This window comes from Sphingobium tyrosinilyticum, assembly GCF_042654265.1.
Classification (GTDB): Bacteria; Pseudomonadota; Alphaproteobacteria; order Sphingomonadales; family Sphingomonadaceae; genus Sphingobium; species Sphingobium tyrosinilyticum.
Genome location: NZ_JBHSFZ010000030.1, coordinates 94,119 through 117,323, shown reverse-complemented (window position 1 = coordinate 117,323; position 23,205 = coordinate 94,119). Strand labels below are relative to the sequence as shown.

The following is a 23,205-nucleotide window of genomic DNA, read 5'->3' as shown; positions in this document are numbered from 1 at the left end:
TCACGCATTTTCAATCGAATAGCCCGTCCTGCAGCCCGGTGGGGGGATTAAGCCCCAGATGCTTCCATCCCGGCCCGTTGAGGCAGCGCCCGCGCGCGGTGCGGGCGATCAGGCCAAGCTGGATCAAATAGGGTTCGATCACTTCCTCGATCGTGTCGCGCGGTTCGGACAGGCCAGCCGCCAGCGTTTCCACCCCAACCGGCCCGCCGCGATAAATATCGGCGATCATCATCAGGTAGCGCCGGTCCATCAGGTCGAGGCCCAGCTGATCCACCTCCAACCGGCTCAGCGCCGCATCCGCCGCTTTGGCGTCCACGGCCTCAACGCCTGCAACATTGGCGAAGTCGCGTACCCGTCGCAGCAACCGCCCGGCAATGCGGGGCGTTCCCCGCGACCGCCGCGCGATCTCGATCGCGCCGTCCGATGTAATGCCCAGGTCCAGCAGCCGCGCCGCGCGCCGCACCACCAGTTCCAGTTCCTCGACCGTATAGAATTGCAACCGCACTGGAATGCCGAAGCGGTCACGCAGCGGCGTCGTCAGCAATCCTTGCCGCGTCGTCGCGCCCACCAGCGTGAAGCGCGGCAGGTCGATCCGCACCGATCGCGCCGAAGGCCCCTCGCCGATCATCAGGTCCAGCGCACGGTCCTCCATCGCTGGATAGAGCACTTCCTCGACCGCCGGATTGAGCCTGTGGATCTCGTCCACGAACAGCACATCGCCCTCGTCCAGATTAGTGAGCAGCGCCGCGAGATCGCCCGACTTGGCGATCACCGGGCCCGATGTGGCGCGGAACCCAACGCCCATTTCCTTGGCGACAATCTGCGCCAGCGTCGTCTTGCCAAGGCCAGGCGGGCCGAAGAACAGCACATGGTCCAGCGCGTCGCCGCGCTGCCTCGCCGCCTCGATAAACACGCGCAAATTCTCGCGCGCCGCTTGCTGGCCGATAAATTCCGTCAGCGATTTCGGGCGCAGCGCCGCATCCACATCCTCCACACGGCGGGTGGAGGCGACCAGCCGATCCTCACTCATGCGCGCCTGCCCCCGTGGCTGCCTCTATGCCGACCCCCCTCACTTCGCGGCCTTCCGCAGCGCAAGCCGCACCAGCGCATCCAGTGTGGCGCCTTCGCCCAGTTCCTCTTCCGCCAACGCCACGGCACTGCTTGCCTCGGCCGGTTTGAATCCGAGATTCTGGAGCGCAGAAATTGCGTCTGCGCCAAATCCTTGAGCGGCGACCAGGCCGATGCCTCCGCCCAGCACCGCGCCTGCTCCCGGCGCCGCGCCGATCTTGTCCTTTAGTTCGTTGACGATCCGCAGCGCCAGTTTGGGGCCCACGCCATTGGCTCGCGCGACCATCGCCTTGTCGCCGGTCGCGACCGCTCGATGCAGCTCCGCTGGCTCCAGCGCCGACAAGATCGCCAGCGCCACGCGCGATCCCACGCCCTGCACCCCGGTCAGCAGCCGGAACCAGTCTCGCTCCTCCCCGCGCGCAAAGCCGACCAGCCGGATCGAATCGTCCGACACCAGCATTTCAGTATGCACCGTGACCGCTTCGCCCACCGGCCCCAGCGCCGCCAAGGTCCGTGACGACGCGCCGACCAGATAGCCCACGCCCCCCACATCGATGATGGCGTGGTCCAGCCCCGTGCTGTCCAGCCGCCCCTTGAGCTTAGCGATCATGCCCCGCACCCTTTGGTCATGATCTGTTCTTTACAGCGTCTTGGGCCGCGCGCCAGTCAAAAGCGTTCACACCTCGGCACCATTTGCCGCGCCGGGCGTAATGCAGCGCGATCCGTTGAAGACAAAGGACTTGCCACGCCCATGCCAGCGCCGCTGCTTTCTCCCCAGGACTTCGCCTGCCCGGCCATCCGCCTGTCCGGCCCGGTCGATCAATCCATGTATCTGCACTTCAAGGACGGCCTGGCGAGCGCGCCGGGGGACGGGCTGGTCGTCATCGAAATCTCCACCTTGGGCGGCGACCCGGAAATTGCGCGGATGATGGGGGAGGATGTCCGCTTTCATTCGGAAATCAGGCCAGCGCAGCGCCTCGTATTCCTCGGCAAGACCGCCGTCTATTCGGCAGGCGTGACCTTCATGGGCTTTTTCGCGCGGGAGAACCGCTATCTGACCCGCGGCACGCGCGTCATGATCCATGAACGGATCATCACTCGCGACATTCACCTGCAGGGCCCGCTCTCCACCTGCATCGCGCCGTTGAAGGCTGCACTCAACGAGATTGAATCGTCGATTGCGATCCAGAATGAAGGCTTTTCCAACCTGGTCCTCGGCTCCACCATCTCGCTGGAAGAGGTGCTGCAGCGCGCGCCGGAAAACTGGTATCTGGAAGCGAATGAGGCTGCCGATCTCGGCCTGGTCGCCGCGATACTCTGACGCCGCTTGCCTTCGCGCTGCTTTTGCGGCTTGTTGCGCGATATGCAGCGCAGCTCTTCCCGATCGCCGGTCTTTCCCTGGCGGTACGGCATGTTCCTGGTGCTGCTCCTATCCGCCTTGCCGCTGGCCTGGCTGATGCCCTGGCACGAAGCCGTCATGGCCGGGTTCGATTGCGCGGCGCTGGCCTTCCTGATCGCAGCCCTTCCGCTCGTCCATGCCGATCCCGACGACATGCGCCGGACCGCGCAGGTGAACGACGCCAATCGCCGCCTGATGCTGCTCCTGACCGGCATCGTCTCGCTGGTGGTGCTTGTGGCGGTAGGCGCGGCGGTCGGCCAGCACGGCGGGCCGGACTCGGCGATCATCGCCCTGCTGCTCGCCACATTGGCCCTCGCCTGGCTGTTTTCCAATTTCGTCTATGCCATGCATTACGCCCATATCTTCTACCTGGCCGATGGCGCTGGCAAGGATCGGCGGGGGCTGGAATTTCCCGGCACGGAAGAACCGGATTATAGTGACTTCCTCTATTTCGCCTTCACCTTGGGCATGACCTTCCAGACTTCGGATGTGTCCATCACCGCCAGCCCCATGCGCCGGGTGGTCACGGCGCAATGCCTCGCCGCCTTCCTGTTCAACCTCGGCATATTGGCCTTCACCATCAACGTGCTGGGCGGCGCATGAGCAGGGTTCACCGCTTGCTTACCATTTCCCGGCATAAGCGCCGCATGACCGCTTCGGCCGATCCCTGCCCCCGCTCCGCCGTCAGCCATGGCGTCGGCCTCGCCGGCTTGGCGGGGCTTGGCCTATGGGCGCTCGTCGCCCGGCATTTCGGCATGAACGGACCCAATGCAGGCTTTACGGCGGTGATCGCCTGCGGCCTGCCGATGGTGCTGTGGTCGCTGCTGGTGGACAAGGTTCACCGCAACGCCTCCACCAACATAGACTGGCAGGCACCGCCGCGCAGCTGGCGCGCCATTCTCGACATCAGCTTGGTCAAGATCGCCGGTCTTTGGGCGACATGGCTCGCCATCGCGATCTTCTACTGCCTCGCCCGCTGGTATTGGAGCGGCAATTATCGCTATTCCATGGACCTGTTCATGGGTGCAGCGCCCTGGCTGCTCGCCTTCTCGCTACCTTATGTAGCCTGGCTCGACCGGCGACTGACGGAGCCAAAGGACGCCACCTATGCCTTCGGCCAATGGGTGATCGGCGGCGCGGCGGGCAAGCCCGATATGAGTCAGGTCGCCAATCATGCCCGCGCCTGGGCGGTAAAGGGCTTCTTCCTCGCCTTCATGCTCTCGATCGTGCCGGGCAATTTCGCCAGCGTCGTCGATTGGCGGCTGGATCATGCCCTCGCCAATCCGGTCAACCTCGCCGCCTTCCTCATCGCCGTCATGTTCATGATCGACGTCTGCATGGCGACGGTTGGCTATCTGCTGACGATGAAACCGCTCGATTCGCACATCCGCTCGGCCAATCCGTCACTGGCCGGCTGGCTCGCGGCGCTGATCTGCTACCCGCCCTTCGTGCTGATGGGAGGCGGCGGCCCGCTCGACTATCATGCGGGCGGCGCCGAATGGGATGTTTGGACACAAGGTCATAGCGCGTTGCAATGGCTGCTCGGCGGCTGGCTGGTGCTGCTGACGGCCCTTTATGCCTGGGCTACGGTGGTGTTCGGCATTCGCTTTTCCAACCTCACCCATCGCGGCATATTGACGCACGGCCCCTATCGCTGGACCCGCCACCCGGCTTACCTTTCCAAAAATCTCTTCTGGTGGTTCTCAGCGCTGCCTTTCCTTACCGTTTCGGGCAGCCTCACCGACATGGTGCGCAACTGCGCCATGCTGGCGGTAACCAACGCCGTCTATTATTGGCGCGCAAAGACGGAGGAGGCTCACCTGTCCACCGATCCAAAATATCGCGCCTATAGCCAATGGATGGAGCGCAACGGCCCCGTGCCGCGCTTCTTCGCTTGGGTCACAGGCCGTGGCCGCGCCACTGCGGCGGTTGTGCCCGCCGAATAAAGGCTAATAGCTTTCCTCGGCATAGACCCGCGAAAGGTCGCCTTTCCATTCGCCATGATAGCGGTCGAGCAGAAGCTCGGCATGGGTGCGCCCCGTTGCGGCGATCTCGTCCAGCGGCGCCAGATAGCCGGTCTCATTGTCGCCAGCGCCATTCAGCTGTGCCCGCGCCTTCAGCCCGCTGCGGCTGATATCCAGCACTTCCCCGGCAATATCGCGCAGCTTCCGCCCGCCCGGCACCGGCGCGTCCAGCGCAAGCTTGGGAGCAGCATCGCGCAGCGTCTGCCGCTCGTCCATGGTCCAGTCCTTCACCAGGTCCCACGCCGCATCCAGCGCACCCTGATCATAAAGCAGCCCGACCCAGAAAGCCGGGAGCGCCGTGATCCGGTCCGCCGGACCCCCGTCAGCCCCGCGCATCTCCAGGAAACTCTTCAGCCGCACCTCGGGGAAGGCGGTGGACAGATGGTCCTCCCAATCCTTCTCGGTCGGCTTCTCGCCCGGCAGGACCGATAGATTGCCATCCAGAAAGTCCCGGAAACTCAAGCCCGCAGCGTCGATGTAGCGGCCGTTTCTGTAAACGAAATACATCGGCACATCGAGCGCATAGTCCGCATAACGCTCATAACCGAAGCCATCCTCGAACACGAAAGGCAGCATGCCGGTGCGATGCGGATCGGTGTCCGACCAGATATGGCTGCGATAAGACAGCATGCCGTTGGGCTTGCCCTCGGTGAAGGGCGAATTGGCGAACAGCGCGGTCGCCAGCGGTTGCAGCGCCAGCGATACGCGGAACTTCTGCACCATGTCCGCCTCGCTACCATAGTCGAGGTTGGTCTGGATGGTGCAGGTGCGCAGCATCATGTCCAGGCCCATCGACCCCACGCGCGGCATGTGGCGCAGCATGATGTCGTAACGGCCCTTGGGCATGATCGGCAGCTCGTCACGCCGCTTGTCGGGCCACATGCCCAGGCTCAAAAAGCCCAGCCCCAGCATGTCGCCGACATATTTGACCTGTTCCAGATGCCGCTCGGTCTCCATGCAGGTCTGGTGAAGAGTCTCCAGCGGCGCGCCTGACAGTTCCAGCTGCCCCGCGGGCTCCAGGCTGACGGTGCCATCCCTGCCGGACAGGGCGATGATATTCTCACCCTCGAACACCGGGCTCCAGCCATAGCGGGTCAGGCCGATCAGCAGCGTGTGGATGCCGCCCTGCTCGTCATAGGAGGGCGCATGATGATCCGCCTTCGCATAGACGAACTTCTCATGCTCGGTGCCGATGCGCCAGCGTTCCTTGGGCTTGGCGCCCTTCGAGAAGGCCGCGATCAACTGCTCGCGGGTCTCGATGACGGGATCAATTCCACCTGAATCGGTTCTGGTACTCATGCCCCGCCTTAGCCTGTCCCCCCGGCGCGTCAATCAGAGCGCGCGGGGCACAAATAGGTTGCACCGCAGGGCGCTGCAATCCCATTTCGGTTTGAAACTATTGCCAGTCGCCATTCAGCGTCATCCAGGCAGAGGTCGCGGCGATCGCCGCTGTCTCTGCCCGCAATATGCGCGGCCCCAGCGAAACCGGCACCGCCTTCGCCACAGCCCGGATCGCTTCCCGTTCCGCCGGATCAAAGCCGCCCTCCGGGCCGATCAGGAATGCCGCAGGCCCTTGATGCGCCCGCAACGTCTCGACCAGCGGTTCGCCGCCCGTCTCATCGGCAAAGAATAGCCAGCGCTCCTCCGGCCACTCCCGCAGCAGCGCGTCCAGCTTCACCATCCCGCCAAGCTCCGGCAGCGCGGTGCGCCCGCATTGCTCCGCCGCCTCGACCAGATGGGCGTGCAGCCGGTCGAGGTTGAGCTTGTCCACCACCGCCCGCCGGGTCAGCACCGGCTGCAGCTTCGCCACCCCCAACTCGCATGCCTTTTCCGCGATCAGATCGATCCGCGCCTTCTTGACCGGGGCGCAGCACAGCCAGAAATCAGGCACATCCTCCAGCGGCTTCGTCTGGCTCACACATTCCAGCACCAGGTCGCGTTTGCGCACGTCCCTTACCCGCGCCGCCCATTCGCCGGACCGCCCGTCGAACAGCAGCACGATATCGTCCGGCTTCACCCGCATGACGCTGATCAGATAATGGGCGGGGTTGCCATCCACCGGCACGGCGACGCCTTCGTCCAGCTGCGTCTCAACATGCAGGCGGGGCGCGCTCTGCGGTGGCCATGCGGGGGTTGCGGTCATCGAAGAATCCATCCATCCGTTCGGGCTGAGCCTGTCGAAGCCTCTCTCTCCCCTAAAGAGCAAAGGGAGCCCTTCGACAAGCTCAGGGCGAACGGAGATGTATCTTGAGCGACACCATAGTCCCGGACAGCCAGGCGCGCGGCCTGCTATCCCGCTTGCCCGGAACGCCCCGCGCCCTCGCGCTGCTCGCCCGTTTCGACCGCCCGATCGGCTGGTGGCTTCTGTTCTGGCCCGGCGCCTGGGCGGTCGTATTGGCGGGAGGAGCAGGGGATCGATGGCCGCTCGTCCTCTGGCTCCTCCTCGGCAGCATCGCGATGCGCGGCGCGGGCTGCGTCTTCAACGACATTGTCGATCGCGATCTCGACCGGAAAGTCGCGCGCACCGCCGCCCGCCCGCTCGCCAGTGGCGCGATGTCGGTAAGGACTGCCTGGGCCTGGCTGATCATGCTGTGCCTCGTCGGGCTCATCGTCCTGCTCCAGCTTCGCCCCTATGCGCAGCTCGTGTCGCTCGGCAGCCTCGCCCTTGTCGCAGCATACCCCTTCATGAAGCGGATCACCGGCTGGCCGCAGGTCTGGCTTGGCTTGGTATTTTCGTGGGCCGCACTGGTCGGCTGGAGCGAAGTCATGGGCGCGCTCACAGCGCCTGGCCTGCTGCTATACGGCGGCACCATCTTCTGGGTCGTCGGTTATGATACCATCTATGCACTGCAGGATCGGGAGGATGATGCATTGATCGGTATCGGCTCGAGCGCCTTGTCGATGGGTCGGCATGTCCGCGCGGGCGTCACAATCTGTTACCTGATTGCCCTGTCGCTCTGGGCCGCGGCGATCTGGCAGGTCCGTCCCCAACTGCTGGCGCTCGCCGCGCTGTTGCCCATGGCGGCCCACCTCTTCTGGCAAGTCGCGACACTCAAGGAGGATGGCATCGATCCGCTCACGAAGTTCCGCTCCAACCGCTTCGCCGGGCTGCTGATGTTCCTCGGCTGCCTTGTGGTGGGCAGCGCATGAGCGGTCCGCAAGAGGGCGAAGATTGCTGGCGCATTGCCCGCGCCGCCAAGGCCAGCGTCATCATCGATGCCGACTGCTATTTCCGCCACGCCCGCGCCGCGATGCTCAAGGCGAAACAGCGCATCATGTTGATCGGCTGGGATTTCGACGCCGCCATCAGTCTGATCCGGGAGGATGAGGCAAAGGACGGCGCCCCTGTCATCATCGGCGATTTCATCAGCTGGCTGGTGGAGCAGAAGCCGGAGCTCGAAATCTTCCTGCTGCGCTGGGACATCGGCGCCATGAAGTCGATGGTGCAGCCGTCTAACCTGTTCACGACGGTCAAATGGATGGCGCATAAGCGCATCCATGTGAAGCTCGACAGCCACCACCCGCCCGCCGCCTCGCACCATCAGAAGATCGTGGTAATCGACGATTGCTTCGCTTTTTGCGGCGGTATCGACATGACGAGCGACCGATGGGATACGCGTCATCATCGCGATGGCGATCCCGGCCGCTATCATCCGGACGGCTCGCCCTATGGTCCTTGGCATGACGCCACGACCGCGCTGCAGGGGGATGTGGCGATGGCGCTCGGCCACCATGCCCGTGCCCGTTGGAAGGGGGCGGGCGGCGGCGATTTGGAACCGATCCTGGGCGAACATGATTGCTGGCCGGACGCGCTGCCGGTGGAGTTCGAACAAGTCGATATCGCCATCTCCCGCTCCGCGCCCGACATGGACGATCAGAACCCGCTTATCGAGATCGAACGGCTCTACATCAACCAGATCGCCTCAGCGAAGCGCTGCATCTACGCCGAAAGCCAATATTTCGCCTCCCGCCGCATAGCCGAGGCCATTGCGGCGCGGCTGGGCGGTCCCGACGGCCCGGACATCGTCATCATCAACCCCGAACAGGCCGATGGCTGGCTCGAACAGCAGGCGATGGACACCGCCCGGGCCCGCCTGGTCGAAGCCCTTCGGGCGCGCGACACTTATGGCAAGCTGCGCGTCTATCACCCCTTCACCGTCCGCGGCGAACCCATTTATGTCCACGCCAAGATATTGATTGTCGATGACCGCGCGATCCGCGTCGGTTCTTCCAACATGAACAATCGTTCGATGCGGCTCGACACCGAATGCGATGTCACGATCGACACCAGCCTGCCCGCAAACAGCGGCCATGAAGACCAGATCCGCAAGATTCGTGACGACCTCATCGCCGAACATCTCGACCTGCCGCTCGAACGCGTGGCCGCCGTCATCGCCGAACGCGGCCTTATCGCCGGCATAGAGGAACTGCGCGACAAGCCCGGCCGCACCCTGCGCCCCTATGTTACGCCCAACCTCAACGATGTGCAGGCATGGCTGGCGGACAATGAAGTGCTGGACCCGGAAGGCCCCGCCGAAATGCTGGAACCGATGACCGCTAAGGGCCTGTTCCGTCGGATGAAGGCAGTGCGCTAACCCCACCTCCGATTTCCGCGTTGCTAAGCCCCGTTCGCTTCGAGCGAAGTCGAGAAGCTGTTGCGCAAGGCTTCCCGATAAGGCTCGAAGCGAACGGAAGCCGCTTACTCAGCCGCCAGCAAAGCCTCCGCCCCGCCCAGATTGACCGACACCAGCCGGCTCACCCCGCGCTCCACCATCGTCACGCCGAACAGGCGGTGCATCCGCGCCATCGTCACCGCATTATGGCTGACGATCAGGTATCGCGTATCCGTCTGCCCGACCATCACGTCCAGCAGATCACAGAATCGCTCGACATTGGCGTCATCCAGCGGCGCGTCCACTTCGTCCAGCACGCAGATCGGCGCGGGATTGGTCAGGAACAGCCCGAAGATCAGCGCCACCGCCGTCAGCGCCTGCTCCCCGCCCGACAGCAGCGTCAGCGCCGCCAGCTTCTTCCCCGGCGGCTGCGCCATGATCTCCAGCCCAGCCTCCAGCGGATCGTCGCTGTCGATCAGTTCCAGATGTGCCTGCCCGCCGTTGAACAATGTCGTGAACAGCCGCCGGAAATGCCCATCCACTGCCTCGAACGCCGCGAGCAGGCGCTGCCGCCCTTCGCGATTGAGGCTGCCGATCGACCCGCGCAGCCGATTGATCGCTTGGGTCAACTCCTCGCTCTCCGCGCGGCTGGTCGCCTGCGTCGTTTCCAGCTCTTCCAGTTCCTGCGCCGCGACCAGATTGACCGGCCCGATCCGCTCCCGCTCGGCGGCAAGCCGGTCATGTTCAGCCTGCTCGCTCTGCGCGATTCGGATCTCCGCACTCGCGAAACCCAATTTTTCGGGCAGCACGGGGGGTGGGCATTCAAATCGCTCGCCCGACAGCCGGTTGGTCTCGACCCGCTTCTCGTCCGCCGCCTCGGCCCGCGCCGCAGCGGTCGCGCGGCGCTCCCGCGCCTGCGCCAGCATCTCTCCGGCCTCGCTCGCCCGCCCCTCGGCAACCCGCAAGGCGGCCTCAGCCTCGCTCTCGGCCTTCCGCGCCGCTTCAGCCGCCTCGGCCAACCCAGCGCTCTGCTCGGACAAGGCCGTGATCGCCCCCGCCAGCCTGTTCGGCTGCTCCGCCAGTTGGGCCCGTTCCGCCGCAATCGCCTCGCCGCGTTCGACCATGGCCGCGATCCGCTTGGCCGCCTCGCCAGCCCGCGCGCGCCAGCCCTTGGCCTCCGCGTCGGCAGCCGCCATCCGTTCACGGTCGCTCGCCAAGGCGCGGTCAGCGAGCGCCTGATCCGCCTGCGATTGGCTGACCGCCAGCCGCGCCTTCTCGCTCGCCTGGGAAAGCGAAGCGACCAGCGCCCGCGTCTCCGCGCCATCGGGCACGGCGGCGCGCGCGGCCTGCGCCTTGTCATGCTCGCCCCGCGCGCCTTCCAGGTCGGCTCGCGCCTCCGCAATCCGTTCCTCGATCGCTTCGCGCCGCCCGGAAAGCCGCTCCAGCGCCGTCGCGGCCTCATCCGCCGCGCGCAAAGCGGTGCGCAGCTGCTGGTCCGCTCCGCCTAGCTCCGTCCGGGCCTCCGCCAAGGCCGTCGCCGCCACGCGCTCGCGCCCAGCCGCACCATCCTGCGCCGCGCGCGCGGCTTCGACCTCCGCCTCCGCAGCCGGCCGTGCCGCCGCAATCGCCTCCAGCCGGTTGAGCCGGATCAGCCGCTCCGCCGCCGCCGCGCCGCCTTCCGCCGCGGCATAGCCGTCCCAGCGCCGCAACTGCCCATCCGTCGTCACCAGTCGCTGTCCCACGGCGAGCGCCTGCCCCTCATCCGTTTCGACCACCGCAACCTGCGCCAGCCGCCGCGCCAGTTCCGCAGGCGCGGTCACGAAGGCCGCCAGCGCCGCGCACCCCTCGGGCAAGGCGGGGTCGCTCTTCAGCGCCGCCGCGCCACCCCAGCGCCGGGTGCCCTGCACCCCGATCGGCGCTTCCAGATCATCCCCCAGCGCTGCCGCCAGCGCCCTTTCATAGCCCGGTGCCGCCTTCAGCTGGTCGAGCGCCCGCTCCCGCCCGGAGCCGCCTTCCACCGCCCGCTTGAGCGCCGCCGCCTCGCTATCCAGCGCCGCCAGCCCGGCGCGGGCCGAAGCCAGCGCCGCCTCCGCCAGGGCCCGCTCGTCAGCCGCCGCCTGCCGCGCCGACTCCGCGTAACGAATGGCGGCCTCTGCCGCATCCCGATCCGCGCCCGCCTGCGCCTGCGCCGCCAGCGCTTCCGACCGCTTCGCCTCCAGCGGCTCGGCATCCGGCAAAGCGCCAGCTTCGCCCTCCAGCCGCGCCACTTCGCGCTCCGCCCGCTCGAGCCGGCTCCGTGCCGCCATCAGCGCCGCCTCGGCCACGCGCAACTCGGCTTGCTCGCCCGCTTGCCGCGCCATCGCCTTGGCCAGTTCCAGCTCGGCATCGCGCGCCGCATCCTCGGCCCGCGCGATCCGCCCGGCAAAGTCCGGCCGCATTGCCTCCGTTTCGGCGATCCGTCCTTTCAGCGCCGCAATCTCGTCGTCTAGCCGCGCAATCGCCTCGGCAGCATCATTGGCCAGCGTCCCCTCACGGGCCCGGTCCTCCTCCAGCCGCTCGGCCTGCTGCGCCAGATCATGCAGCCGCCGCACCACGCCATCCCGCTCGGTCCGCAGAGCCGCGAGCCTGTGTCCCGCCTCATTCTCCTCGTCCCGCGCCGCCTGCGCTGCCGCCCGCCGTGCAGCAAGCGCGTCCACCGCCGCATTGGCATGGACGGCCGCCGCGGCCTGCGCCTCCTGCGCGCCGCTGACGGCGCTCTCCGCTTCCGCGGCTTCCTTGCGCGCCGCGTCCGCGCTCGCCGCCGCCTCGCGCCAGCGGGCGAAGATCACGCGGCCCTCGGCCACCCTTATCTGCTCGGACAGCTTGATATAGCGCTCGGCCGCCTTGGCCTGCCGCCGCAGGCTGCTCGCCCGCGCTTCCATATCGGTGAGTATTTCGTCCAGCCGCACCAGATTGGCCTCGGCGGCGCGCAGCTTCTGTTCGGCATCCTTGCGCCGTACATGAAGCCCGGAAATGCCCGCCGCTTCCTCCAGCATCGCACGCCGTTCCTGCGGCCGCGCGGCGATGACGGCGGCGATCCGGCCCTGGCTCACCAGTGCCGGGCTGTGCGGGCCGGTCGCGGCGTCGGCGAAGATCAACGAGATGTCCTTCGCCCGCACATCGCGACCGTTCGCGCGATAGGCGCTGCCCGCCCCGCGCTCGATCCGGCGCGTGACCTCCAGCTCGCCGTCCGCGCCGACCTCGACCGCGTTGAACAGCTCACCCTGCTCCTGCACGGTCAGCAGCGACACTTCGGCAAAGTCCCGCTGCGGCCGCGTCGATGTGCCCGCGAAGATCACGTCGTCCATGCCCCCGCCGCGCATCGACTTGGCGCTGGACTCGCCCATCACCCATCGGATGGCTTCCAACAGGTTCGACTTGCCGCAGCCATTGGGCCCGACGATGCCGGTCAGCCCCGGCTCGATCCGCAACTCCGTCTGATCGACGAAGCTCTTGAAGCCAGACAGTTTGAGACGTTTTATCTGCATGGGCCAAAGCCCCGCGAGACGACGCCGGGGCAGCGTTCCGCCACCCCGCCTTCAGCGGGAAGCTGGCTCCAGAATGTCAGCCCCCCCTTGGCCAATCAGATACCTGCTTCCTTGAGCTTGGGCTGCAACGACGCCCAGTTGGCGACATTGTCGATCTTCACATTGTTCAGGATGAAGGTCGGCGTGCCTTCGATCTGATACTGGCTGTTCGCCGCCTCGACGCCCTTCGCCAGCTTTTCGGCTGCGGCCGTGTCTGCCAGGCACTGTTTGGCCTGATCCTCGGCTATGCCGCGCTGCTTGGCGAAATCGACCAGCCCCACCGCCTCGGCCAGATTGCCGAAACGCTGCGCGGGGGGCGCGCTCATCAGCTGCTGATATTTGGCGTCACCCAGGCTCTGCGCCTTTTCGAACATCGTATTCTGGTTGGCGAAAAACTGGTCGCTGATCGGATAGAAGACATCCTTGCCGCCGCACCGGGCGAGCAGGGCGGTCGAAATGTCGATCGGATCGCGCACGAAGTTGCGCAGCTCGTAGCTCATCTTGCCGCTATCGACGATCTTGCGGATTTCCTCCGAAGCTTCGGCCGCGAAGTCGCGGCAATGGCTGCAGGTGTAGGACGCATATTCGACCAGCTTCACCTTGGCCTGCGGATTGCCCATCACAAAGCCGCCCTCGGGCGTCTCGGTGACCGTGGTGGACCAATTGGTCCCGGCAGGCGCGGCGACAGCGGCGACGGGTTCACCCGCGACGGAATTTTCCGCATCCTTCTTTCCACAAGCGGAAAGGCTTAGCGACAGGGCGATCAGGGCAAGTCCGGTAAAGGCTTTCACTTCGGCAAGGCTCCGTTGGTCGGGCGTCAGGATCAAGGGTTTAGTTCAGCGAGCGGCCTTGGGCAATGCGTCGCGCAACGACGCCCAGCTTGATCCGCTTGCCAGCGCGCCGTTGATGGTGAAGCCCGGCGTGCCGCCGATTTTCACCTTGTTCCACGCCTCGTCGGTCATGGCCAATATCTGCTTCATCGACGCGGGATCGGCGATGCAGGCGTCTAGCTGCGCCGGCGTAAAGCCGCGCTTGCCCATCAGCGTGTAAAGCCCGGTATTGCGCCCGATATCGCGCAGCGCTGCGATCTGTTCCGACGGCTTGGCCGCGCCGCGATCATAGGCTTGCAACTGCTCCATCCAGGCGTCCTGATTGGCGAACAGCGCCTCATGATTGCCGAAGAAACGCTTTGCGCCCCCGCATCGCGCCAGCAGTGCGGCCGTCAGATCATATTTGTCGCGCACCGCGTTGCGCACCTCGACGCTGACCTTGCCGCCCTTCACATAATCGGCCTTCAACGGCGCGCTCGCCTCTCCCACGAAATGGGCGCAGTGCGAACAGGTGTAGCTTATATATTCGACCAGCTTGGTCGGCGCGGCCGGATTGCCCAGCACATGCCCGCCGATCGGCGACAGCGCCACGCGAGCGGTCCAGTTCACCGCGGGCGCGGCGATCAACGCACCGGGGAGGGCGATCAGAGCAAGGATAGCCAATCGAATTTTCGTCATGCGATAACCCAATGAAGCGCCGCCCCTGTACGGCCGTTGAATTTGTCTGCAGCCGCCTCCGAAAGGCGGGCCGTCTCACTGTTAACGGATCTTCGGCAACCCGTTTGAATTTACAAGCCCTTGCGCCAGCGACTCCAATACGGCCCGTAGCTCCGGATCGCCAATGTCGCGCAGCGAATCGCCAAGCTCCACCGGCACCGGCTTCAGGTTCCGCGGCGGTGGCCGCCGCTCGGGTGCACTTGACCGCACCTCGCCCTGCTTCATCGCCACCTTGGCGACGGCGGCATAGCCGAAGAAGCGATTCACCCGTTCGATAATGTCGGGCAGTACATGCTGGACCATCGGCGCATGGCCGCTCATCACCGTCAGCTGCAGCGTGCCGCCCGCCTTCTTCCCCACCGGGAAGCGGATCGATTCGGGGGCGGAAATCTCCGCATAATGCGATCCCACAATCTCCGCCCAGCGGGTGACGATGCTGGACTGAACAAAGCCGAACTTGCGAAAGGCCGCCGCGCCGATCTGCGGCATCAGGTCGGCGATTTGCCGGGCTCCACCCACGCGCGGACGCTCCGCCGCCTCGGCAGCTCGGCTTTTCATTTTGGGTGTCGCGGGACGTTCCGTCATGGCCCGCTTAATGGCATAGGGCGGCCATGGACGTCGAGCGGAACCTCATGAAAATCGCAGCAGATCTGCTGGCCCATTATGACGTCCATGCCCGCCGCCTGCCTTGGCGCGCCCCGCCGGGGGTCAATGCCGCCGACCCCTATCGCGTCTGGCTGTCCGAAGTGATGCTCCAGCAGACGACCGTCGCCGCCGTTGGTCCCTATTTCGCGAAATTCACGGAGCGCTGGCCGACGGTCGAGGCGCTCGCCGCAGCAGAGGACGCTGACGTCATGGCCGCTTGGGCGGGCCTTGGCTATTATGCCCGCGCCCGCAACCTCCTCGCCTGCGCGCGTGCGGTGGCGAATGACCATGGCGGCGTCTTTCCCGACACAGAGGGCGGCCTGCGGAGCCTACCCGGCGTCGGGGCCTATACAGCCGCCGCCGTTGCCGCCATCGCCTTCGGTCGCCGCGCGGTCGTGGTCGATGCCAATGTCGAGCGGGTGGTCGCCCGCCTCTTCGCCATCGACACTCCGCTGCCCGCCGCGCGGCCCGCCATCCGCGTCGCTGCCAACGGCATCACGCCCGACGCCCGTGCGGGTGACTTCGCCCAGGCGATGATGGACCTTGGCGCAACCATCTGCACCCCGCGCAATCCCGCTTGCGGCATTTGCCCGCTGCGCTCCGATTGCGCCGCCCTCCTCACCGCCGATCCAGCCGCCTTTCCCGTCAAGGCCGCCAAGAAGGCCAAGCCCCATCGCCTTGGGCATAGCTGGTGGATAGAGCGGCCGGACGGTCGTGTCTGGCTGGTCCGCCGCCCGGCCAAGGGCCTGCTCGGGGGCATGCGCGCGCTTCCATCTTCCGACTGGAGCGCCGCGCCGGACGCGACCCCGCCGCTCGCCGCAGATTGGACGTCGCTGGCGGAGCCCGTCGCCCATGTCTTCACCCATTTCTCGCTGGCCTTGACCGTTCATGTCGCCCATGTGGCGGAGGACAGCATGCCGCCGGAAGAGGGCGAATGGTGGCCACTCGCGCAGATTGGCGAGGCGGGCCTGCCGACCCTGTTCCGCCGCGCGGCGGATGCAGCGATGAAGGAGAGAGATGTCCACGTCCACTGACCAGCTTGGCTTCGCCGGGGGGCGGCTCGACCGGGCCGACCATATTCGCGTGAACCCCGATCTTGTGGCGCAGGCCCTCGCGTCGCCGGAAGCCCGCTGCCTCGTTCTGGACGGGCTCGACCCCGTCACCCAGGATGGCCATCTGCTGATGGAACCGATTTTGCCGGACGCCCGGATCGAGGACCATCTTCTCCTTGGTCTCGACGACAGTCAGCGCCCTATCTTCGCCCGTCTCACCGAGGAAAGCGGCGCGAATTTCGTGCCCAGCCCACGCAGCCGCACCATCGCCAACGAAGTCCCCGCGGACGAGGTCGCCCTATATGGCGCCGCGCGCAGCCTCGTCCACTGGCACGGCCGCCATCCTTTCTGCTCGGTCTGCGGTTCGGCAACCAAGCCGGAAAAAGCGGGCTGGGCGCGCCGTTGCGGCTCCTGCGACGCCGAACATTTCCCCCGCGTCGATCCGGTCGTCATCATGCTCGCTGAACATGACGGCCGCGTCCTGCTCGGCCGTCAGCATAGCTGGCCCGAAGGCTTCTACTCCGCCCTCGCCGGCTTCATCGAACCCGGCGAAACGATCGAGGAAGCGGTCGCGCGCGAGGTCAAGGAGGAGGCAGGTCTTGTCGTCCGCTCCATCCGCTATGTGATCAGCCAGCCTTGGCCTTTCCCCTCATCACTGATGATCGCCTGCATGGCCCAAGCAGACGACGATAAGCTGACTCTCGACGAGACGGAGATTGCGGAGGCGATCTGGTGCGACGCCGATGATGTCCGCGCGGCTCTGGCGTCTCAGCCCGGCGCGCGCTTCAACTGCCCACCGCCCATGGCGGTCGCCTATCATCTGCTCAAACATTGGGCCGATGCGCAGGTTGCCCCCGCAGGAGCAAGCGCGTAAGGCCCAATCCCCACCCTTAGCAGGAACGCCCCGCACCCATGCTCAGCCTCGAAGTAGCCCAGTCCCGCGCGCAGGATCTGGTGAGCGCTGCGCGCAGGGCAGGGGCCGATGCTGCCGACGCCATCTATGCCTGCAATGCCTCGACCACCGTCGCGGTGCGCCTGGGCGCGCTGGAAGATGTCGAGCGTTCGGAAGGCGAGGAGATCGGCCTGCGCGTCTTCATCGGCCAGCGGTCCGCCAGCATCGCCGCGTCGGACATGAACCCCGCGACCCTTGGCACGCTCGTCGATCGCTGCATCGCCATGGCGCGCGAGGCGCCGGAGGACCCCTATGCCGGGCTCGCCCCTCAGGACCGCCTGCTGCGCGGCACACTCCCCGCGCTAGACCTAGCCGACCCGAGCGATCCCGAACCCGCCTTGCTGCGCGAACGCGCCCTTGTCGTCGAGGAAGCCGCCCGCGCCATCTCCGGCGTCACCAACAGCGAAGGCGGCGGCGCATCCAATGGCCGCAGCCAGGTCGCCCTTGCCACCAGCCACGGCTTTGCGGGTGCCTATGCGGGCACCAGCCACTCTACCTGGGCCAGCGTGCTGGCGGGCAGCGGCGCGGACATGCAGCGCGACCATGCCAGCCACAGCGTCCGCCATCTCGATGATCTTGAAGACCCCGCCGCCATCGGGGCCCGCGCGGGCGAACGCGCCGTCGCGCGCCTCAATCCTGCGAAGGTCGAAAGCGGCGTCCTCCCCATCCTCTTCGACCCGCGCATCGGCTCCAGCGTGCTTGGTCATCTGATCGGCGGCATGGTCGGCCCGGCTATCGCCCGCCGTTCCAGCTTCCTGCTGGATTCGCTTGGCGAAACCCTGTTCGACAGCGCCATCACCATCATCGACGATCCGCTTCGCCCGCGCGGCATGCGCTCGCGTCCCTTCGATGGCGAAGGGCTCCCCGTCGCCCGCCGCGCCCTCATCGACAAGGGCGTGCTGACCGGTTGGCTGATGGACAGCGCCTCCGCCCGCCAGCTTGGCCTGGAACCCACCGGCCACGCCAGCCGTGGCGGCAGCGGCGCGCCCGGCGCAGGCGTCACCAACGTGCATATGGAGCCGGGCAGCGCCGCGCCCACGGAACTGATGGCCGACATCAAGCGCGGCATCTACGTCACCGAACTCATCGGCATGGGCGTCAATGGGGTCACGGGCGATTACAGCCGGGGCGCGGCCGGTTTCCTGATCGAGGATGGCGCGATCACCGGCCCTGTTTCGGAAATCACCATCGCCAGCAATCTGAAGGACATGTTCCGCGCCTTGGTGCCCGCGAACGACCTCGTCTTCCGCTATGGCATGAACGTGCCCACCATCCGCATCGACGGGATGACCGTTGCCGGGGGCTGACATCGACCTGCGCGCTCTGGTAGGCGCGGTTTCGGACGCCGCAGACCGCGCGCTCACCCTCTGGGCGGGCGGCCAGACGCAAGTGCGCCAGTGGGAAAAAGTTCCCGGCCATCCCGTCTGCGAAGCCGATCTCGAAATCGACGAGATGCTGCGCCAGAGCCTCAGCCTCATCGATCCCACCGCCGGCTGGCTGTCGGAGGAAACCGCCGACACGGTCCACCGGCTCGACCTCGCCCGCGTCTGGGTGGTTGATCCGATCGACGGCACCCGCGACTATCTGCGTGGCCGTCCAGGCTGGGCTGTCTCCGTCGCGCTGGTCGAACATGGCGCGGTGCGCATCGGCATCCTTGCAGCCCCCGCCCGCAACGAACTCTGGCTCGCCCAGTCGGGGGAGGGGGCCACCCGCAATGGCCGCACGCTGCGAGCAGGTTCCCGCGCAATCTTGCCCGGCGCGCGCGTCCCTGCCGACCAGCTCCCCCGGCACGATCGCGACCTCATCGCCGTGCACAAGCCGAACAGCATCGCTCTTCGCATGGCCATGGTCGCCGCCGATGAAGCCGACATCGTCGCCACCGTTCGCTGGGGCAATGAATGGGACGTGGCCGCCGCTGCGCTGATCGCGCAGGAAGCAGGGGCCACCGTCACCGACGCGCTCGGCGATCCTCTATCCTTCAACCGCCCGGAGCCCACCGCCTTCGGCCTACTCTGCACCGCCCCCGGCATCCATGCCGCAGCAACCGATCGCCTCGCCCCCCGCGCCCGAGAACTGCTGGGACGCGGCTAGAGCGAAAGGAAGCGGGAAAGGCCCCATGGGCCTCGCGTGCACAAAGATGCAGAGGCGACCTGCTCCGATTCTTCCCGTCGCCCGGCGCGAATGAAGCGCGTAGTGGCCGAATGTCAGAGGCTCTTAAAGCTTCCCGTACTTCGCCTCGAACCCGGCCTGATCCCCGGCGGCGAGATATTTCGCCTGATCGATCCACTGATCGCGCACGGGCCGCCCCTTGAAATTGCCGAGTTTCGCGTCGATCGCGGCCAGATCGGCATCGGTCCAGCTTGCGATCTGGGCATAGCGGGTGACGCCCAACTCGATCAGCAGCAGGTTGAGCTTGGGCCCGACGCCCTTTAGCTTCAGCAGATCGTCGCGCGCATCGGCCGACGCGGGAGCAGGAGGGGTCGGCTCCACAGCGACGGGCGCGGGCGCGGCCTCGGCGACCGGCATAATCGGCTCAGCCGCAACCGCCGCAGCGACGGCTGCTGATGGAGTGACGTCCCGCGGCTCGACTTCCACCGGCCGCTCGGCCTGAACCACATCAACGGTCTTCTTGCGGCCAGCCAGCAGGAAGACGACGCCGATCAGGATCAGCAGCGCGATCAGCAGCCACAGGCCATAATCAATGAAAAACTGCTGCATCAATCCGTCCTCCCTGTTTCGTCCCATTATCTAGGGGAGTGCCGCCTGTTCCGGCAAGAGCGTCAGCGCCCCTCCCGCTCCACTTCGCGCCAGCCAATGTCCCGGCGGCAGAAACCGCTGGGGAAATCGATCGCATCCACGGCCTGGTAGGCTGCCGCCTGCGCCTCGCCGACGCTGCTGCCGCTCGCGGTCACGTTCAGCACCCGCCCGCCATTGGCGACCAGCTTGCCGTCCTTCCCCACCGTCCCTGCGTGGAAGACTCGCGCGCCGCCCGCTTCCGCCGCCTCGATGCCGCCAATCGCGCCACCCTTTTCCGGCGTTCCCGGATAGCCCTTCGCCGCCATCACCACGGTTAGCGCCGTCCGATCGGCCAGCTGCACCGGACCCTGCTCCGCCAGCCGCCCCTCGGCCACCGCGAGCAGCAGTTCGACCAGATCGCCGTCGAAGCGCAACATCAGCACCTGGCATTCCGGGTCGCCAAAGCGCGCATTATATTCGATCAGCTTCGGGCCTTCGTCCGTCAGCATCAGCCCCGCATAAAGAACGCCTGTATAAGGCGTCCCTTCCGCCGCCAGCGTATCGACGGTCGGCCGGATGATCTTTTCGATGACTTCGGCTTCCAGTTCAGGCGTCAGCACGCGCGCGGGGCTGTATGCGCCCATGCCGCCGGTATTGGGGCCGGTGTCGCCGTCGCCCACGCGCTTATGGTCCTGCGCGGAGCCAAAGGGCAGGATCGCGCTGCCATCGGTGAGCGCGAAAAAGCTCGCTTCCTCGCCGCGCATGAATTCTTCCAGCACCACTTCTTCGCCTGCTGCGCCGAACGCACCGGAAAACATGGTGTCGAGCGCCTTCAGCGCCTCATCCCGCGTTTCCGCGATGATGACGCCCTTGCCAGCGGCCAGGCCATCGGCCTTGATCACTACCGGCAGGCCAAAATCTTCCAACGCCGCGATCGCGCCATCCTTGCTGTGAACGCGCTCATATCCTGCGGTCGGGATATTCGCCCGCTTGCACAGGTCCTTGGTGAAGCCCTTCGAGCCTTCCAACTGCGCCGCCTTCTTGCCGGGCCCGAACACCGGATAGCCCTTCACCCGAAGATTGTCGGCGAGGCCATCGACCAGCGGCGCTTCCGGCCCGATCACCACCAGCCCGATCGCATGGCGCAGGCAGAAATCCACCACGGCGCGATGATCCGTGACATCCAGATCGACCAAGGTCGCATGCTGGGCTATGCCGGGGTTGCCGGGCGCTGCATAAAGGGTCTTGAGGCTTGGCGATTGCGCCAGCTTCCAGGCCAAAGCATGTTCGCGGCCGCCGCTGCCCAACAGAAGGATGTTCATTTCGCCCATGTCCCCGGAATATGAAGCTGGTTTCGATGCGTCGGGCCGCCTGTTAGCGGAGGAAAGGGCGGGCGACAACGCGCCGCCGCTCTCGGTGAGCGAATTGTCGGCCATATTGAAGCGCACGGTCGAGGACCGCTTCGGCTATGTCCGCCTGCGCGGCGAAATCTCCGGCTTCAAGCGCGCGGCTTCCGGCCATCTTTATCTCTGCCTCAAGGACGACAATGCCGTGATCGACGGCGTGATGTGGAAGGGCGGAGCCGCGCGCCTGCCGTTCGCCCCGCAGGATGGGGTAGAGGTGATCGCGACCGGCAAGCTCACCACCTACCCCGGCCGCTCCAAATATCAGATCGTCATAGAGCGGATGGAACTGGCGGGCGAAGGCGCGCTGATGGCGTTGCTCGAAAAGTTGAAGCAGAAGCTCGCTGCCGAGGGGCTTTTCGACCGCGACCGCAAACGCCGCCTGCCCTTCATGCCGCGCACCATCGGCGTCGTGACCTCGCCCACCGGCGCGGTCATCCGCGACATATTGCATCGCCTGGAGGATCGCTGCCCCACCAACGTCCTGCTCTGGCCCGTGCTGGTGCAGGGACAGGGGGCGGCCGAACAGGTCGCCCGCGCCGTGCGCGGCTTTTCTGACATGAAGGCCGGCGGCCCGCACCCCCGGCCCGACCTCGTCATCGTCGCGCGCGGCGGCGGCTCGATTGAGGATCTGTGGAGCTTCAACGAGGAAACCGTCGTCCGCGCCGTCGCCGAATGTTCGATCCCGATCATCTCGGCGGTCGGTCATGAAACCGACACCACGCTATGCGATCATGCCGCCGACATGCGTGCGCCCACACCGACCGCCGCCGCCGAAATGGCGGTCCCGGTCCGCGCCGATCTGATCGCGATGCTGACCGAGCAGGGTCTGCGCATGAACCGCGCAGTTCGGCGCGGCGCTGCGCAGGCGCGCGAGCGGCTCGACATGCAGGCTCGCCTCATGCCCACGCCAGACACGCTGCTCGCGCCGCAGCGGCAGCGGCTCGACCAGCTCTCCGACAATCTAGGCAACTGCCTGCGCCACCGCCTCGCCGACGCGCGCGGGCATCTGGGGCAGGCCGGCGGTGCGCTTCGTCCCGCGCTCCTCCAGCAATATCTGAACCGGGCCAAGGAACGGCTCGACCGCCTCCGCCTTCGCCCGGATTATCTCACCCGCGTTTTCCATGACCGCGCCACGGCCTTTGACCGGCTCTCGCGCCTGTTCGTCTCGGTCAATCCCGACCTTCCCCTCCAGCGCGGCTTCGCGCGCGTCATGGCCGGGGATCGCCTCGTCAAGACCACCGCCGACGCCCGCGCGGCAGGGGCCGTCTCGCTCCATTTCGCCGATGGCGCGGTAGGGGCAGTGATAGAGGGCGGCTCACCCCCAACACCCCTTGAGAAGCCGCCAAGCCAAGCTATATCCCCTTCATCCCGTCCCGCCCGCAAACCGCAGGAGAGCGGGGAAACCCGGCAGCAGGACCTTTTTTCCTGATGCCGCCGAAAAGCGAAAAAGGCCGCCTGATCCCATGCTGATGTCCAACCGTGATCGCCCGGCCCGGCTGCATTATATGGCCTACAGCTTCCGCGTGCTGCAGGCGGGCGACCATGTCGTCTGCGCCGTCACTGGCCAGAAGATTCCGCTCGATGACCTGCGCTATTGGAGCATCGCGCGCCAGGAACCCTATGCCAGCGCCGAAGCTTCCGCCCAGGCCGAACTTAAGGCCCGCGCCCCGCACTGAAAAGGCTAGCGCTACGCCGCGCCTGCTGGCAGCGCCGTCTTTCAGCCCTGATTTCCCCTCGGGACTACGCAGAAACGAGTCGCGCATCACCCGCGTCTTTGTCGCCGGGCGCATGCCTGCTCGCTGACCCCTATTGCCTCCGCGCAACTTATCCCCTTCCGCCCGCGCGCTGCCCGCAGCAAAGTTCTGCGGGCTTTCGCAGCGCTGTAACAATGTTATTAAACGGTCGTAAAAGTCCCGTTTCTAGTCGATGTGGCAAATTTACGACAGTGCAACAGCAAATTTAACCGCCGCCAGCAACATTGCTTTACACTCTTAAAACGACTGCGCAGACTGATGCGGCACGGATGAAGAGGGGTTTGCTGTCGGGCTCCTAACGCCCCTCTTCATGCGTCGAAAAGCGAAGGACGTGGGCTGCGCCTGCGTCGCTCCAGAGCAAGGGACTGGACTGTGAAGACACTCTCGAACAATTCGTGGCTGCGCGGAAGCGCGGCGCTGCAGGCGCTTGCATATGCGGGCGC

The 23,205-nt window shown here is 66.2% G+C and carries 21 protein-coding genes; 11 read left to right on the top strand and 10 right to left on the bottom strand.

Annotated elements, in window-relative coordinates:
• Window positions 1-10: 10 nt before the first annotated feature.
• Both ruvB and ruvA read right to left on the bottom strand, forming a co-directional pair.
• The gene (ruvB, locus tag ACFO3E_RS13870; protein WP_066526035.1) at window positions 11-1,030 is read right to left on the bottom strand and encodes a Holliday junction branch migration DNA helicase RuvB; all 1,020 of its coding nucleotides are present in this window, start codon (window positions 1,028-1,030) and stop codon (window positions 11-13) included.
• Window positions 1,031-1,069: 39 nt separating this feature from the next.
• Window positions 1,070-1,678, bottom strand: coding sequence for a Holliday junction branch migration protein RuvA (gene ruvA / locus ACFO3E_RS13865; protein ID WP_066526038.1), 609 nt, complete (start codon window positions 1,676-1,678; stop codon window positions 1,070-1,072).
• Between the two features lie 141 nt (window positions 1,679-1,819).
• Here ruvA and ACFO3E_RS13860 point away from each other — a divergent pair, with 141 nt between their 5' ends.
• Genes ACFO3E_RS13860 through ACFO3E_RS13850 form a run of 3 tightly spaced genes read left to right on the top strand, consistent with a single transcriptional unit; the run spans window position 1,820 to window position 4,413 of the window.
• A complete protein-coding gene (locus tag ACFO3E_RS13860) occupies window positions 1,820-2,389 on the top strand; it encodes a peptidase S14 (RefSeq protein WP_066526041.1) in 570 nt (189 codons plus the stop codon).
• Window positions 2,390-2,431: 42 nt separating this feature from the next.
• Window positions 2,432-3,070, top strand: a complete 639-nt coding sequence (locus tag ACFO3E_RS13855) for a DUF1345 domain-containing protein (protein WP_066526042.1) — start codon at window positions 2,432-2,434, stop codon at window positions 3,068-3,070.
• A gap of 44 nt (window positions 3,071-3,114) precedes the next feature.
• Window positions 3,115-4,413 carry a methyltransferase family protein gene (locus tag ACFO3E_RS13850; protein WP_066526044.1) on the top strand — a complete coding sequence of 433 codons (1,299 nt, stop codon included), beginning with the start codon at window positions 3,115-3,117 and terminating at the stop codon, window positions 4,411-4,413.
• Between the two features lie 3 nt (window positions 4,414-4,416).
• Here the strand turns inward: ACFO3E_RS13850 and ACFO3E_RS13845 are convergent, their stop codons facing one another.
• Window positions 4,417-5,790, bottom strand: coding sequence for a glutamate--cysteine ligase (locus ACFO3E_RS13845; RefSeq protein ID WP_066526049.1), 1,374 nt, complete (start codon window positions 5,788-5,790; stop codon window positions 4,417-4,419).
• Window positions 5,791-5,887: 97 nt separating this feature from the next.
• The gene (locus ACFO3E_RS13840) at window positions 5,888-6,634 is read right to left on the bottom strand and encodes a 16S rRNA (uracil(1498)-N(3))-methyltransferase (RefSeq protein WP_066528954.1); all 747 of its coding nucleotides are present in this window, start codon (window positions 6,632-6,634) and stop codon (window positions 5,888-5,890) included.
• Between the two features lie 104 nt (window positions 6,635-6,738).
• Here ACFO3E_RS13840 and ubiA point away from each other — a divergent pair, with 104 nt between their 5' ends.
• Both ubiA and ACFO3E_RS13830 read left to right on the top strand, forming a co-directional pair.
• Complete coding sequence (gene ubiA / locus ACFO3E_RS13835) at window positions 6,739-7,641, top strand: 4-hydroxybenzoate octaprenyltransferase (protein ID WP_066526051.1); 903 nt, start codon at window positions 6,739-6,741, stop codon at window positions 7,639-7,641.
• Window positions 7,638-9,086 carry a phospholipase D-like domain-containing protein gene (locus ACFO3E_RS13830; RefSeq protein ID WP_066526058.1) on the top strand — a complete coding sequence of 483 codons (1,449 nt, stop codon included), beginning with the start codon at window positions 7,638-7,640 and terminating at the stop codon, window positions 9,084-9,086. The genes ubiA and ACFO3E_RS13830 overlap by 4 nt, the downstream gene beginning before the upstream one ends.
• Before the next feature lie 104 nt (window positions 9,087-9,190).
• On the opposite strand, the gene smc is transcribed toward ACFO3E_RS13830, so the two are convergent.
• The 4 genes from smc to ACFO3E_RS13810 all read right to left on the bottom strand — a co-directional run bounded on the left by smc (window position 9,191) and on the right by ACFO3E_RS13810 (window position 14,802).
• The gene (smc, locus tag ACFO3E_RS13825; RefSeq protein WP_380805433.1) at window positions 9,191-12,631 is read right to left on the bottom strand and encodes a chromosome segregation protein SMC; all 3,441 of its coding nucleotides are present in this window, start codon (window positions 12,629-12,631) and stop codon (window positions 9,191-9,193) included.
• A gap of 95 nt (window positions 12,632-12,726) precedes the next feature.
• Window positions 12,727-13,461: a thioredoxin domain-containing protein gene (locus tag ACFO3E_RS13820; RefSeq protein ID WP_380805526.1), complete on the bottom strand. Its 735-nt coding sequence runs from the start codon at window positions 13,459-13,461 to the stop codon at window positions 12,727-12,729.
• Window positions 13,462-13,506: 45 nt separating this feature from the next.
• Entirely contained in the window at window positions 13,507-14,178 is a 672-nt protein-coding gene (locus ACFO3E_RS13815) for a thioredoxin domain-containing protein (RefSeq protein WP_066526061.1), read from the bottom strand.
• An 81-nt stretch (window positions 14,179-14,259) separates the two neighbouring features.
• Window positions 14,260-14,802: a DUF721 domain-containing protein gene (locus ACFO3E_RS13810; RefSeq protein WP_066526067.1), complete on the bottom strand. Its 543-nt coding sequence runs from the start codon at window positions 14,800-14,802 to the stop codon at window positions 14,260-14,262.
• A 26-nt stretch (window positions 14,803-14,828) separates the two neighbouring features.
• On the opposite strand from ACFO3E_RS13810, the gene ACFO3E_RS13805 reads away from it, so the two are divergent.
• The 4 genes from ACFO3E_RS13805 to ACFO3E_RS13790 are packed head-to-tail and all read left to right on the top strand — an operon-like array spanning window position 14,829 to window position 18,957.
• Window positions 14,829-15,896: an A/G-specific adenine glycosylase gene (locus ACFO3E_RS13805; protein ID WP_066526069.1), complete on the top strand. Its 1,068-nt coding sequence runs from the start codon at window positions 14,829-14,831 to the stop codon at window positions 15,894-15,896.
• Window positions 15,880-16,788: an NAD(+) diphosphatase gene (gene nudC / locus ACFO3E_RS13800; RefSeq protein WP_066526071.1), complete on the top strand. Its 909-nt coding sequence runs from the start codon at window positions 15,880-15,882 to the stop codon at window positions 16,786-16,788. The genes ACFO3E_RS13805 and nudC overlap by 17 nt, the downstream gene beginning before the upstream one ends.
• Before the next feature lie 38 nt (window positions 16,789-16,826).
• Window positions 16,827-18,173, top strand: coding sequence for a TldD/PmbA family protein (locus ACFO3E_RS13795; protein ID WP_380805429.1), 1,347 nt, complete (start codon window positions 16,827-16,829; stop codon window positions 18,171-18,173).
• Window positions 18,160-18,957, top strand: coding sequence for an inositol monophosphatase family protein (locus ACFO3E_RS13790; protein WP_066526075.1), 798 nt, complete (start codon window positions 18,160-18,162; stop codon window positions 18,955-18,957). Before ACFO3E_RS13795 ends, ACFO3E_RS13790 begins: the two co-directional genes overlap by 14 nt.
• A 123-nt stretch (window positions 18,958-19,080) precedes the next feature.
• Here the strand turns inward: ACFO3E_RS13790 and ACFO3E_RS13785 are convergent, their stop codons facing one another.
• Together ACFO3E_RS13785 and purD are read right to left on the bottom strand one after the other, a co-directional pair.
• A complete protein-coding gene (locus tag ACFO3E_RS13785; protein WP_066526077.1) occupies window positions 19,081-19,584 on the bottom strand; it encodes a hypothetical protein in 504 nt (167 codons plus the stop codon).
• A gap of 62 nt (window positions 19,585-19,646) precedes the next feature.
• Window positions 19,647-20,924 carry a phosphoribosylamine--glycine ligase gene (purD, locus tag ACFO3E_RS13780; RefSeq protein WP_066528957.1) on the bottom strand — a complete coding sequence of 426 codons (1,278 nt, stop codon included), beginning with the start codon at window positions 20,922-20,924 and terminating at the stop codon, window positions 19,647-19,649.
• Window positions 20,925-20,931: 7 nt separating this feature from the next.
• Here purD and xseA point away from each other — a divergent pair, with 7 nt between their 5' ends.
• Together xseA and ACFO3E_RS13770 are read left to right on the top strand one after the other, a co-directional pair.
• Window positions 20,932-22,437, top strand: a complete 1,506-nt coding sequence (gene xseA / locus ACFO3E_RS13775) for an exodeoxyribonuclease VII large subunit (RefSeq protein WP_066526079.1) — start codon at window positions 20,932-20,934, stop codon at window positions 22,435-22,437.
• Between the two features lie 34 nt (window positions 22,438-22,471).
• The gene (locus tag ACFO3E_RS13770; protein WP_066526082.1) at window positions 22,472-22,684 is read left to right on the top strand and encodes a DUF2093 domain-containing protein; all 213 of its coding nucleotides are present in this window, start codon (window positions 22,472-22,474) and stop codon (window positions 22,682-22,684) included.
• Window positions 22,685-23,205: the final 521 nt, after the last annotated feature.

Coding starts and splice junctions, on each gene's coding strand:
- ruvB (WP_066526035.1), bottom strand. CDS start 1,030: ATGAGTGAGGATCGGCTGGTCGCCTCCACCCGCCGTGTGGAGGATGTG.
- ruvA (WP_066526038.1), bottom strand. CDS start 1,678: ATGATCGCTAAGCTCAAGGGGCGGCTGGACAGCACGGGGCTGGACCAC.
- ACFO3E_RS13860 (WP_066526041.1), top strand. CDS start 1,820: ATGCCAGCGCCGCTGCTTTCTCCCCAGGACTTCGCCTGCCCGGCCATC.
- ACFO3E_RS13855 (WP_066526042.1), top strand. CDS start 2,432: ATGCAGCGCAGCTCTTCCCGATCGCCGGTCTTTCCCTGGCGGTACGGC.
- ACFO3E_RS13850 (WP_066526044.1), top strand. CDS start 3,115: ATGACCGCTTCGGCCGATCCCTGCCCCCGCTCCGCCGTCAGCCATGGC.
- ACFO3E_RS13845 (WP_066526049.1), bottom strand. CDS start 5,790: ATGAGTACCAGAACCGATTCAGGTGGAATTGATCCCGTCATCGAGACC.
- ACFO3E_RS13840 (WP_066528954.1), bottom strand. CDS start 6,634: ATGACCGCAACCCCCGCATGGCCACCGCAGAGCGCGCCCCGCCTGCAT.
- ACFO3E_RS13830 (WP_066526058.1), top strand. CDS start 7,638: ATGAGCGGTCCGCAAGAGGGCGAAGATTGCTGGCGCATTGCCCGCGCC.
- smc (WP_380805433.1), bottom strand. CDS start 12,631: ATGCAGATAAAACGTCTCAAACTGTCTGGCTTCAAGAGCTTCGTCGAT.
- ACFO3E_RS13815 (WP_066526061.1), bottom strand. CDS start 14,178: ATGACGAAAATTCGATTGGCTATCCTTGCTCTGATCGCCCTCCCCGGT.
- ACFO3E_RS13810 (WP_066526067.1), bottom strand. CDS start 14,802: ATGACGGAACGTCCCGCGACACCCAAAATGAAAAGCCGAGCTGCCGAG.
- ACFO3E_RS13805 (WP_066526069.1), top strand. CDS start 14,829: ATGGACGTCGAGCGGAACCTCATGAAAATCGCAGCAGATCTGCTGGCC.
- nudC (WP_066526071.1), top strand. CDS start 15,880: ATGTCCACGTCCACTGACCAGCTTGGCTTCGCCGGGGGGCGGCTCGAC.
- ACFO3E_RS13795 (WP_380805429.1), top strand. CDS start 16,827: ATGCTCAGCCTCGAAGTAGCCCAGTCCCGCGCGCAGGATCTGGTGAGC.
- ACFO3E_RS13785 (WP_066526077.1), bottom strand. CDS start 19,584: ATGCAGCAGTTTTTCATTGATTATGGCCTGTGGCTGCTGATCGCGCTG.
- purD (WP_066528957.1), bottom strand. CDS start 20,924: ATGAACATCCTTCTGTTGGGCAGCGGCGGCCGCGAACATGCTTTGGCC.
- xseA (WP_066526079.1), top strand. CDS start 20,932: ATGTCCCCGGAATATGAAGCTGGTTTCGATGCGTCGGGCCGCCTGTTA.
- ACFO3E_RS13770 (WP_066526082.1), top strand. CDS start 22,472: ATGCTGATGTCCAACCGTGATCGCCCGGCCCGGCTGCATTATATGGCC.